The sequence below is a fragment of the Paenibacillus sp. FSL W8-0187 genome, assembly GCF_037969755.1.
Classification (GTDB): domain Bacteria; phylum Bacillota; class Bacilli; order Paenibacillales; family Paenibacillaceae; genus Paenibacillus_AQ.
Genome location: NZ_CP150206.1, coordinates 5865276 through 5877543, shown reverse-complemented (window position 1 = coordinate 5877543; position 12268 = coordinate 5865276). Strand labels below are relative to the sequence as shown.

Here is a 12268-nt window from a genome sequence, read left to right as displayed (position 1 = left end):
GCTTCGTGTTAGATATAGAATTTATGAGTTATCAGTGGAACTGATGAAATTCTATATCGCAAGGAAACCTACCTATGCATCGCGGTCGCTCATCCTTGAAGTGGCCTCGATAGAGGTTTTCTTATCAAAAGCGGACTTTTTGAACAACCTCTATAAAGCTTAAGTAACGATGGGACATGCAAACCTCTGCCATCACGTATATTCTATTTGGGAAGTGGGAACCCTCGCTAGTAAGGGGGAGGTACTCACAATGATCCAATGGAAAAAGTGGCAGAGGTTTTTTGCTGGTTTTATTTTATCAGCCGTCTTGTTTAGTGCAGGTTCTTCAATGGTAGAAGCCCACAATCTGATTCTAAGCGAATCCTATGATTCAACAGACTTCAGAAATGTGTATGATCCGGCCGGGGAAATTCAAGGCTCCGATTACGTGGAAATGTCTCGCTTCTATGCGCTTCGTGTAGCAGGTTTTAGAGATATGAATAGATACTTGGAAGTTCCGAATACGGGGCCTAAGGCCAGCAAGCCTGGGAAGAAACGCGAATCCATGCCTGTGCTTGCGCCGAGGGAGGACCAGGTGCTGCATACGGTGAAGGTAACCGCTACAGGGTATACGGCAGGTTATGAATCGACCGGAAAGAAGCCGGGACATCCTCAATATGGAATCACCTACTCCGGGGTGAAGGTTAAGCGGGATCGAAATATGGTATCTACGATTGCCGCGGATCCGAATGTATTCCCGCTTGGCAGTATTCTCTATATACCGGGCTATGGTTATGGAATCGTAGCGGATATCGGGTCTGCGATCAAAGGGCAAAAAATCGATCTTTACTTCTCCACAACCAAACAAGTGTTTAAGGAGTGGGGGAAGAAGGACGTCGAGGTACAGGTTATTAAAACCGGAAGCGGCAAATGCACGGAAGAAATGCTGAGAACCCTGGATAACGCGATTGAAACTTATCGTTTCCTGCCTTCATCTGTTTTGGAGGAAGCCATTTAGGATGATTTTGGCGTGTAGATTGGCAGTAAACATTTAAGAATAATGCCAACCTGTTCATCACATACTACTTTTCGGGGGCTAAACCCCTGAAGAGGATGATGGTATTGCATATGAACAGGGAGGTGAATACTGTGGCTAAAAAGAACAAGGTACAAGAAAACTTTAAAACACCGAATGAAAAGTTTAACGCTGAGTTTGCTGAAGATACCAGCATAGCCAGCAATCCAAAAGGGAATTCCAAAGTTCAAGAGAACTTTAAAACACCGAACGAAAAATTTAACGCTGAGTTTGCTGAAGATACCAGCATAGCCAGCAATCCAAAAGGGAATTCCAAGGTTCAGGAGAACTACAAAAAACCGAACGAGAAGTTTGACGCTGAGTTTGGCGAACTGAACACACCAGGGGACCATTCTGCAAACCGTTAAGGTGTAGATGTCAGCGCCCGTTACGTGCCAAAATAAGACCTCCGCTTTAGCGGGGGTCTTTTATTATGGTTTAATTCCCATTTTTATCCACTCACTCAGTCTCCAGACCGAGATCAACTTCATTCCACCGCCGCTAACCAGTTCAACGCAATATGTTGTACACTGTAGTTAAGAAAAAATAGAACTGGAAGGCAAGGGGATGACCATGAGTAGAAAAGGATGGAGCCAGCTTAGCAACGGTTTGCTGCTCATCGGTATTGGTGTGGTGTTTCTTCTAAATCAGCTCGATATGATACATGTGGATCTTGGTTATATATTCTCGACCTTTTGGCCGGTGTTCATCATCTGGTTCGGCCTGCAAAGCTTAATTTATGCCCGTGGAGGAGCACTATGGGGCTCCGTTGTGCCAATCATTATCGGATCGTACTTTCTTGGAAGAAACCTGGATTTGATTGACTTCTCATTCGGCGATCTGATCAAGTATGCGATTCCGATTATCCTGATTGGGTTTGGATTGCAGGTTATTTTTAAACCGAAACCTCATACGCCGCCGCCATCACCGCCAAGTCCGGATGACTTCAGCTCGCATCGACGCGACGATTACAACATTCCCGATCCGCCTGAAGCGCGTCCGCTTGATTCTTCCCTGGATGAAGAATTCGAACGGAGATTTGGCAAGCAAGACAAGGCTGACAAGACTGGAAATATCCTGCCCGATCCTGAACTAGAATCACCGGATTTTCATGAGCCGGGCAAGGGGTACCGCTGGCAGGGACAGCATCATGAACGCCAGCGCCAGGACCGTCAAGATCGCAGCCGGTTCAGAGTTCATGTTGATTTTGACGATAACGGCAAAAGCTACAGCGACGGATCGGATTATAAGAATGAACAGCATCAACATCACCATCATCAATCTTGGCACAGCCATGATGCGGTGAACAAGTCCTCTTTTATCGGGGACGTGCATATGGGGAAAGATTATTTTCAGCTGAAGCCGACAAATATCTCGCAGTTCATCGGTGATACGGTGCTGGATCTGACTAAAGCCCAAATCCCTTACGGTGAAACGAAAATCAACATCTCGGCGTTTATCGGGGATGTCAAAGTATTCGTTCCAAATGATTCGGATGTCGGCATTCATGTCACGACCAACTCCTTCATCGGCGATATGAAGGTGCTGGAGGAAAGCCGCAGCGGCTTTATGAGCAATGCCGGTCTGGAAAGCCCGCATTATAGGGAAGCAGGTAAGAAAATTCGAATCACCGTCAGCGTATTTATCGGTGATGTCAAAGTGAATAGGGTAGGATAACCGTTATGATGGGAATATTGAAAAATACCAAATGGGTGATACTGTTTTACTTTCTGTTGATTGGAGCCGGGGTTGCTGTTTTCCTGTATACAGCAAACCAATCCGGCTACATACATATTGAAGATAACCGGCTGTGGGTGTATTACACGGTCGGTGTACTTCTGTTTACGGGGATTGCGGGATACATTGCGGGACAGCGCATCCAGCGACCGCTGGACCTGCTTCATCTGAACATGCTGCAGGTTGCCAAAGGAAATCTGAACGTGCGACTGCCAGCCATGGAAGACGGCTCTTTTGCCAGAGTTTACGATGAGTTTAACGGAATGACAGAAGCGCTGGAGAAGAAGATGAAGCTGCTGCAGCGCCTGGGTGAGCAGGATGTCATTGAGAAAGAGATTGCTGCGGAAGCCGCGGTGCTTGAGGAACGACGCCGGATGGCACGGGACCTGCATGATACGGTCAGTCAGCAGCTGTTCGCGATCCATATGTCGGCTTCATCGCTTCCGGCGGTTCTGAAGAGAAACCCGGAGCAGGGCGATAAAGTGCTTGGCCAGTTGATTGAGATGTCTCACGTGGCGCAGAAGCAGATGCGTGCGCTAATTGCACAGCTTCGGCCTGTTGAACTGGAAGGAAGAACCCTAGAGGAGGCACTCGAACGGTGGTTCCCGGATTACTGTCGCCAAAATGGCCTAAAGGGCATGAAGGATGTGGAACTTTACGGCGGGGTATCGGATGCGATTGAACATCAGCTGTTCCTGATTATACAGGAAGCAGTGGCTAATATTGTGAAACATGCCGGTGCAAGCCTTGTCAGCATGTCGCTTCGTGAGGATCAGAAACGCGTTATTTTAAGCATTAGCGACGATGGGATTGGGTTTGACGAGGTGGCAGGCAAGCAGGGTTCATACGGGCTGTCCACGATGCGTGAGCGAGCCGAAAAGCTTGGTGGGCAGGTCGATATTATAAGTAAAAAGGGTGCAGGGACAACAGTTCGCGTGAATATTCCGCTGTTTGAGGCCGAGGGTAATCAGGGACCGACTACGGAAGAGAGCAAGGATCAGGAAGTACTGGCTGAGCCAGTGGAATAGAGAGGGGACAACATCATTATGGGAACGATTCGGATATTGCTGGCGGATGATCATGATATGGTTCGGATGGGATTAAAAACGTATTTGTCACTGGACCCGGGATTTGAAGTGATCGGAGAGGCCGCAAACGGCCAAGAGGTCGTTGATATGTTAAGAAATGGGGATGAGGCAGACAGGCCTGATCTCATTCTTATGGATCTGATGATGCCGGTGATGAACGGGGCAGAGACCACACGTGCGGTCATGTCCGAGTTCCCAGACCAGAAGATCGTGATTCTGACCAGCTTTCTCGAAGACGAGCTTGTGGTTGAGTGCATCGAAGCGGGGGCTGTTAGTTATGTACTGAAGACCGTTTCGGCCGACGAGCTCATTTACGCTCTTCAGGGAGCTTTCAGGGGTATGCCGGTCATGACCAAAGACGTGTCGGAAGCACTCACCCGCGGGATCCGCCGACATATGGTGAACGGCGATGATTCCGGGCTTACCGAGCGCGAGAAGGAAGTTTTGCTGCTCATTGCCGAAGGCAAGAGCAACAAAGATATCGGCGAAGAGCTGCATATCAGCATTAAAACGGTCAAAACCCATGTCAGCAATCTGCTGATGAAGTGTGAGCTGGAAGACCGCACACAGTTGGCGATCTACGCCCACCGTAAGGGATGGGTCAAATCCTACTAGCCTTGCATAGATCATTCATGAACAAGGGAAAAAACACAGAAATGGGTAAGTAGAACAATTTATAAAAATTTCACAGTAAATTTTTTGGCTGTATAGACTGAACTTAAGAACTACAAATCATCTTTACAAAACGTCCTGAATTGGGTAATAGAAGAAACATCAACCATTAGGACGTGATCAGGATGAAAACAAAATCAAACCAAGTCAAAACGTTGGAAACGGCTCTTCGAGAGACCTCGGACAAACGAATGTACGAACGCTATCTTGCTGTCCTTCATCATCTAGAAGGCCATACGAAACGAGAAATCGCAAGGATGATCAAGCGCACGGAGAAAACCGTCAGTGGCTATATTCGCAGTTACCATGAAGGCGGTATCGATGCGCTGGCGCTTGGCCACTCCCCCGGAAAGCCGCATAGATTAAGCGATGAACAGGAACAAATATTAGCTGAAACCATCGCCACTAAGCGACCAGTTGACGTGGGCATCGAGGCCAAATATACCTGGACGCTAAAGCTGGCTATGCTCTTTGTTGAACGTGAATTCCAGAAAATGTTTACAGAGAGGGGATGTCCAAATTGCTTCATCGGTTGGGGGTTAGTTACACGAAAGCACACTGGAATCAGCTGATCCAGATGATCAAGAAACCTTTCGTAACAAAACCTTCCCTGCGCTAATTGATCACTTACTATTCGAGGACGAGTCTATGATTTGTGCCTATCAATCCTTGCGGTACAATTGGTTTCCCAAAGGCCACCAGCGCAAGATTCCAACCTACGGTCGGCATCAAGGTGCAAAGTTATTCGGCGTATTGAATTATGAAACGGTGAGCGTTATGATGCGCCCGCATTCATTCAGTTTCTTGATACCGTTCTATAAGCGTATCCGACCGGCAAGATTATTATGATCTTAGACAAGGGGAAATTCACCACGAGGCGCAGGTCCAGATGTACTTGCAACAACATTCTCGCCTGGATTTTGTCTTCTTACCCAAATACTCGCCCGAGCTCTATCTTGTGGAGGGACGTTGGAAATGGCTGAAAAACGACGTGGTTCACAATGTATTTTACAAGAGGTTTTATCATATTCGAGTTAACATCGCTGCGTTTATGAGACGAGTCAATATCCACCGGATGGAGACCATTGACCGCCTTTGTTTGATAGACTGTATCTTCATATTGGATTAATCGTTCTTTATTAATTAATGCCTCATTTAATACTCCGTCCATCAGCTGCATTATCTTCATTATCAAATCTGTATGTTGTCAGTCCTTGTTCAAATAATTCAACTTCCTGTAACCTCTTATTGTCTAAAATGTTATAGTCATTCTTTGTTTTAGTAGTAAGGTTTTCAGTCTCAAGTATATAATCCGCTAAATATTCAAGTGCATCTTGGATTCTAGATGTTGTATCATTCTTAATTGCTTTCTTACCTGATATATAATATTCCTCAGTGAGGTTCTTGTTTTCAATAATTGTTAAAACCTCATCCATACGTTCATTTGTATTCCGTACCTTGCTTAGTTTTTCATCTTCTAAAAAGTTTTTCACCGTTGATTTCATATTCATTATTTATACTCTCCCTTGATTTTTTGCAAAAAAAGAACCCACCACTATTGGATGAGTTCTGAAAATACTAACAAATGTTATTACATTGTCCTTACGTACTAGTAAAGCCCACAACATTAATATTGGTAATATAAGGTCCCCTTATAAATGCCTACAAGTCCTGGACCAGGGTAAGCAACTCCCCAGCGTTGCAGTGTAACCCAACCTATGTAGCCCCTTCCATCATTATACAAATATGTAGCCGGAGGCTCAGAGTTGAAACAACAAATGGGGCCATCAAATTCATACGAACTTGCCATCACGCCTACTTCTGTGTTTATGCTTTCAGGAAGAATAGTATTGCTCGTTTGAGAAATGGTTTCTGCGAAAACAGAAGAACCTCCTACCAATAATGAGAAAGAAAGAATTGAACTTGCTACAAGCGAACGCAATTTCATTTAATTACCTCCTAATTATGTTAATAGATTCAAATTATAAAGCATAATTATACAATAGTAAACAAAATTGTACATTTTTTCAAAATTACAAGAAGTATTTACCATCCATAAAAATAAGGAAATCAACATAACAATTTTCTAATTGTCTCTTTTAATGTATTGTTCTTCATTCCACAACTCTCCCCATTGTTTAATGAATTAACACCAAGTAAACTTATAGCGATTTATGTATGGTGGCTTGCTTTGGTCAAAGCTGATCCTTATGACTTGAATAGTTAGACAGAATTAGTGGGCCGGATTTTTTAAGCAGTCTAGAATGTTTAGGTTGCTTTTTTGCTGTTTGAACAATATTTTTGTCTGAAGAACTGATATAGGCGTGACTTAGATCTTCATTTGAAATACACCTTTTTGAGGACCTTGAATACGCTCTTTGTAATGCAGATCTGCTCATAAGAAACGCTGAATGCTTTAAAAGCATATTGATAGTTGAACTGTATGGCCACACTTACAGTAAGCTTATTGCCTAGCTTTCTGAAAATTTTACGATTGAAAGCGGGCAATTTTGCTTGGTCTCCTTTAATGCTTCCAGCAATTTCATGGACACTTAGCTTGTTCTGTGGCTTTAGAATATGATTAAATCGACCAGATTTTTTAGATCAAAGCAATAAAACAGCGGGGGTTATCCTTTTTATCTGCCTTTTAATTGTTTTTAAGGTACTATTAAGGTTTATAGTACACAATAAGAACAGTTAATCAATTAAACCACTTGGAAGCAAGTGATTTTAAATAGGAGGTAGACCTATGGACGATCAAAGAAAGCGCTACGGGTATCCGGATGATGAGGGAATGAACAACGAGTCGAATAACAATGAAGCACCGAGACGTGTGGAAGCATCCACGAAGAATTCGTCTTATTACTATTCTTACGGACCGTTTCAGTCCATACCCAGCGAACGTGATGATCAGCAGCCAGAGCGGCCATACCAGAGCCGGGAATCGAAGGAAGTAGAAGTTACAGCTCCGCAGCCTGTTAAACCAATACCATCCTCCGGTTTCTCGCAGTCACATTCCTCCGGAAGCCAGGGGGGCGGTGGGTCTATGGATTCGATGCAAAGAAATAAAGAATGGAACTACAGCCAGAAGCCTAAAAATTCCGTGAAGACGGTGCTGTTGTCCTTCATGGCAGGTGTCCTTGTCATTTCGAGCCTGATGTTTGCCGCTGACCGCACGAATCTGTTTACACCTGATGCGGCGTACTCATCAGAGCCAGCCCAAGAAACTTCAGCCAAAGTCGATGATAACGGCGGAGCTACTACGGCATCGAGCATTATTCCTTCGGGCCAAGGAGATGTATCGGCAGTCGTAGATCAGGCGAGTCCTGCCGTTGTACTGATCGAGACGCTTGTAAACAGCAGCAATCGTCAGAGCACGAATCCGAACATGAATGATCCGTTCTGGTACTTCTTCGGCGGCGGCCAATCGAGCCAGGAAGGAAATGGCGGAAACAGTGGAAACGGTGGAAGTAGCAACAACGGAGGTCAGGAATCCCAGCTTCAGCCTTCCGGCATCGGCTCGGGTTTCATCTTTGAGAAGTCCGGATACATTTTGACGAATGAGCATGTGATCCATGGCTCAGATGTGATCCAAGTAACGGTACAGGGTACCAAAAAGCCTTATGAAGCGAAGCTGCTCGGTTCCAGCTATGAGCTCGACTTGGCCGTGCTAAAAATCGAAGGGGCCGATTTCCCAACGGTGCAGCTGGGTGACTCCAATTCGCTGAAGGTCGGTGAATGGCTTGTTGCCATCGGTAACCCGCATGGTTTTGAGCATACGGTAACCGCAGGCGTACTTAGCTCGAAGGAACGCGAGATTGATATTCAAGGAAGAAACGGCGAAGCTGAGCGGAATTATGAGCATCTTCTGCAAACCGATGCCTCGATTAATCCGGGTAACTCCGGGGGACCGCTTCTCAATCTGAAGGGTGAGGTTATCGGGATGAACGTAGCCGTCAGCGCGGAAGCGCAAGGGATCGGATTTGCAATTCCGTCCAGCACGATCAAGGAAGTTGTGGAATACCTGAAGAATAATCAGGAAGTTCCGAAAGAGCCGGTTCCGTTTATCGGGGCAACCCTGGGAACGGTCACTCCGCAAATTGCCCAGTCCTTGGGTACCGACGTGAAGGAAGGTTCTTATGTTGACAGCGTTGTATTCCGTTCGCCGGCTTATGAAGCGGACCTGCGTCAATATGACATCATTGTGGGCGTGGACGGAACAAAATATCCGACCTCGAAGGATCTGACTGAATTCATACAATCGAAGAAGGTTGGAGACAAAATCACACTGAATGTGGTTCGTAACGGTAAGAACATTGATTTGCCGCTGACGATTGGGGACCGTAATAAGTTTGATCTATCCCAACAGCAGCAACAACAGCAACCGTAATCCTGGATAGGCGTGACAACAAGCGGAAGGGACCGTTCCCTTCCGCTTGTCTTGTCCTTGAGGCGACCGATATAATGGGATTGTAACGTCGAACTAAATTAAACGCTAGAAGATAGAGGAGATGCCGCTATGCGATCCCGGATATTAATTGTAGATGATGATGAGAAGATTATTTCTATGCTGCGCAGGGGACTTGCGTTTGAGGGCTATGACGTCCTAACCGCATCCAACGGAGCGGAAGGTTTGAAGGTGATATTGAGTGAGGACCCGGACGTTGTCATTCTGGATGTGATGATGCCTCAAGTCGATGGATTTGAAGCGTTGCGCAGACTCCGGGAAGGCGGAAGCACGACACCGGTGCTGATGCTGACCGCGAAGGATGAAGTGGAGAATCGGGTGAAGGGACTGGATACCGGAGCAGATGATTATCTGGTCAAACCTTTCGCGCTGGAGGAGCTGCTTGCCCGCGTACGGGCTTTGCTGCGCCGTAAAACCGGGGACGATAGCTCTAACCACCGACTGACCTACGAGGATCTTATGATGGATACCGATGCAAGGGAAGTTATTCGCAGCGGGCAGCGACTGGAGCTAACCGCCAAGGAATTTGAGCTCCTGCACCTGTTTATGCAAAATCCGAAGCGGGTGCTGTCCCGCGATTTAATAATGGATAAAATATGGGGCTATGATTACAGCGGGGAGTCCAACGTGCTGGAGGTTTATATCGCCATGCTCCGGCAGAAGACCGAGGAACATGGAGGTAAACGGCTGATCCAGACGATCCGCGGAGCCGGCTATATTTTAAGAGGAGATAACTAGCATGTCCATTCGGTTAAGACTGACAGCATGGTATACCGGCATTTTGTTTGTGACACTGCTGATATTCAGCTCGGCGGTGTATGGCTTTGTCCATTTGTATACGTATGAGGAGTTAAAGCAGCGATTAGTACAGGAAGCAAATAAGATTGGTTACACATCTTCGTCTGTTGCACTTCTACCGGATCGTTCCTCCGCGCTTAATATGGAGGCAGCTGATTTATACGTTCAGCTGTATACTTTCTATAATGGGTCCATCTGGAGATCTGGGAATATGGAGTTCAGTGGTTTGCAATTTGAGAATCCGACTGTAGACAGAGCATTAAGTATGACCAAACCCGGAGAGTTTAAACGGTTTTCTTTTAATGGGGCATCCTTCATTGTATACGAATCCCCGGTCGTTGAAACGAACTCAAGGAAATTATTCGGATGGCTTCAGATCGGAGTAAGTACGCGAACCATCGAGCAAACCCTGGACCGACTCCAGTCCATCCTCATCATGGGATCCGCAGCAACACTTGTCATTGCTTCAACATTAGGCTTGTTCCTCGCCCGGAAATCCATGAAACCAATCGGCAAGGTAACGGAGGCAGCGGAGCAGATCCAAAAGGGGACCGACCTCAGCGTACGTATCGAATACGATGGTCCGGAGGACGAGATTGGTCAGTTGATCGGCACGTTTAACGGAATGCTTGAGAGGACGGAGGGCTTTTACAAAGAGCTTGAAGATGCCTATGCGGCGCAGCGCCGATTTGTATCGGATGCTTCCCATGAACTCCGAACGCCGCTGACCACCATCCGGGGGAATGTGGATCTTCTCCAGAAGATGTGGACGGAAGCCCCTGGCGAGAGAGCGAATATGGACGAAGAAACGATTAAGCAAATCTCGGTCGAAGCGGTGGGAGATATATCTGATGAAGCGAAACGGATGAGCAGACTGGTGAATGATATGCTGTCTCTGGCACGGGCCGATACTGGCCAGACCTTTGAACTGGATCCGGTCCCTCTGCAGCCTTTGGTTGAAGAGGTCGCACGGCGCGCTCATTTCCTGGAGAAAACCGCTGAGTGGCATGTCGGAGAGCTGTCTGTCCTGAACGGTGTTTATGTAGAAGGTAATAAGGACTACTTGCAGCAGATGCTGTTCATCTTTATCGAGAATGCGTTCAAGTATACGCCGGAGGGTGAAGTTAGCCTGGATGTCGTCCTGTACAAGGGCCAGGTCGGTCTGCGAATTTCGGATACGGGGATCGGTATGGATAAGGATGAGGTTCCGTTTATATTCGAGCGTTTCTACCGTGCGGACCAGTCCAGAGGCGTGACGAGCGGTACCGGCCTTGGCTTATCCATAGCCAAATGGATTATTGATGAGCACAAGGGCTCTGTCGAGGTTGTTACCCGAAGAGGGGAAGGCAGTACCTTTATCGTCTGGCTGCCCGTCGTCTTTGCTCCTCCTCTGGAATAGGTTATAATAGACTAGATACTTTACGTATTACAACGGAAAGCAGGTGAGGATCATCGAAGTCTTGAAAATATCACCGAGAGGTTACTGTTACGGTGTCGTTGACGCTATGGTCTTGGCACGTCAGGCGGCCCAGAATCTGGATCTTCCTCGGCCTATTTATATATTGGGCATGATCGTGCATAACAGTCATGTCACGCAATCCTTTGAGGATGAAGGCATCATTACGCTGGACGGTCCGAATCGGATGGAAATCCTGAGTCAGGTGGAGAGCGGCACCGTTATTTTTACCGCACACGGGGTCTCTCCCGAAGTACGCAAGCTTGCGAGAGATAAAGGGTTAACCACGCTCGACGCAACTTGTCCTGATGTTACGAAAACCCATGATTTGATCCGGGAAAAGGTAGCGGACGGATATGAGATCATTTATATCGGGAAGAAGGGACATCCCGAGCCGGAAGGCGCGATCGGGATCGCACCGGATCATGTGCATTTGATCGAGAAGGAAGAAGAGATTGAACAGCTTCAGGTAAATTCATCCCGAATCATCATTACGAACCAGACAACGATGAGTCAATGGGATATCAAGCATATCATGAAGAGTCTGCTCGATAAATTCCCGGGAGCGGAGATTCATAATGAAATTTGCCTTGCTACGCAAGTTCGGCAGGAAGCGGTAGCCGAGCAAGCGGGCCAGGCTGATTTGGTCATCGTGGTTGGGGACCCGCGCAGTAATAACTCGAACCGTCTTGCACAGGTATCCGAAGAGATAGCTGGAGTTCCGGCTCACCGCATTGGCGATGTGACGGAGCTTAAACGCGAATGGCTTGAAGGCGTAGGCAAAGTGGCTGTTACATCAGGGGCATCAACACCGACTCCAATTACCAAGGAAGTCATCGCCTATTTGGAACAATATGAACATGATCAGCCGGAAACTTGGGAGATCAAACGTACGGTGAATATGAATAAACTGCTTCCGCCGGTTCGGGTGAAGAGTAAGTCATAAGAATGGAATACTAATTTTCTTAATGCAATCGTCGCGATTTTATCGTGAC

At 46.8% G+C, this 12268-nt stretch carries 11 protein-coding genes and 1 pseudogene; 10 read left to right on the top strand and 2 right to left on the bottom strand.

What is annotated here, in order from left to right; genetic code table 11:
• Nucleotides 1-250 precede the first annotated feature (250 nt).
• The 6 genes and pseudogenes from MKY48_RS26550 to MKY48_RS26525 all read left to right on the top strand — a co-directional run bounded on the left by MKY48_RS26550 (nt 251) and on the right by MKY48_RS26525 (nt 5680).
• On the top strand, nt 251-997 hold the full coding sequence (locus MKY48_RS26550; RefSeq protein ID WP_339267473.1) for a 3D domain-containing protein: 747 nt from the start codon (nt 251-253) through the stop codon (nt 995-997).
• 131 nt (nt 998-1128) lie between these two features.
• Nucleotides 1129-1422: a hypothetical protein gene (locus MKY48_RS26545; RefSeq protein WP_174819260.1), complete on the top strand. Its 294-nt coding sequence runs from the start codon at nt 1129-1131 to the stop codon at nt 1420-1422.
• A 199-nt stretch (nt 1423-1621) separates the two neighbouring features.
• Complete coding sequence (gene liaF, locus MKY48_RS26540) at nt 1622-2731, top strand: cell wall-active antibiotics response protein LiaF (protein WP_339291668.1); 1110 nt, start codon at nt 1622-1624, stop codon at nt 2729-2731.
• A gap of 5 nt (nt 2732-2736) precedes the next feature.
• Nucleotides 2737-3819, top strand: a complete 1083-nt coding sequence (locus MKY48_RS26535; RefSeq protein WP_339267469.1) for a sensor histidine kinase — start codon at nt 2737-2739, stop codon at nt 3817-3819.
• 18 nt (nt 3820-3837) lie between these two features.
• Nucleotides 3838-4494 carry a response regulator transcription factor gene (locus MKY48_RS26530; protein ID WP_339291667.1) on the top strand — a complete coding sequence of 219 codons (657 nt, stop codon included), beginning with the start codon at nt 3838-3840 and terminating at the stop codon, nt 4492-4494.
• 182 nt (nt 4495-4676) lie between these two features.
• Nucleotides 4677-5680, top strand: a pseudogene (locus MKY48_RS26525) (IS630 family transposase).
• A gap of 22 nt (nt 5681-5702) precedes the next feature.
• On the opposite strand, the gene MKY48_RS26520 reads toward MKY48_RS26525, so the two are convergent.
• Nucleotides 5703-6062, bottom strand: coding sequence for a hypothetical protein (locus MKY48_RS26520; RefSeq protein WP_339291666.1), 360 nt, complete (start codon nt 6060-6062; stop codon nt 5703-5705).
• A gap of 116 nt (nt 6063-6178) precedes the next feature.
• A complete protein-coding gene (locus tag MKY48_RS26515) occupies nt 6179-6499 on the bottom strand; it encodes a hypothetical protein (RefSeq protein WP_339291665.1) in 321 nt (106 codons plus the stop codon).
• An 801-nt stretch (nt 6500-7300) separates the two neighbouring features.
• Between MKY48_RS26515 and MKY48_RS26510 the strand changes: the two genes are divergently transcribed.
• The 4 genes from MKY48_RS26510 to MKY48_RS26495 all read left to right on the top strand — a co-directional run bounded on the left by MKY48_RS26510 (nt 7301) and on the right by MKY48_RS26495 (nt 12219).
• The gene (locus MKY48_RS26510) at nt 7301-8941 is read left to right on the top strand and encodes a trypsin-like peptidase domain-containing protein (RefSeq protein WP_339291664.1); all 1641 of its coding nucleotides are present in this window, start codon (nt 7301-7303) and stop codon (nt 8939-8941) included.
• A 129-nt stretch (nt 8942-9070) separates the two neighbouring features.
• Nucleotides 9071-9757 (top strand): response regulator transcription factor, encoded by a 687-nt coding sequence (locus MKY48_RS26505; RefSeq protein ID WP_339291663.1) that lies wholly within the window; start codon nt 9071-9073, stop codon nt 9755-9757.
• 1 nt (nt 9758) lies between these two features.
• Nucleotides 9759-11216 (top strand): HAMP domain-containing sensor histidine kinase, encoded by a 1458-nt coding sequence (locus MKY48_RS26500; protein WP_076324469.1) that lies wholly within the window; start codon nt 9759-9761, stop codon nt 11214-11216.
• 52 nt (nt 11217-11268) lie between these two features.
• On the top strand, nt 11269-12219 hold the full coding sequence (locus MKY48_RS26495) for a 4-hydroxy-3-methylbut-2-enyl diphosphate reductase (RefSeq protein ID WP_339293559.1): 951 nt from the start codon (nt 11269-11271) through the stop codon (nt 12217-12219).
• Nucleotides 12220-12268: the final 49 nt, after the last annotated feature.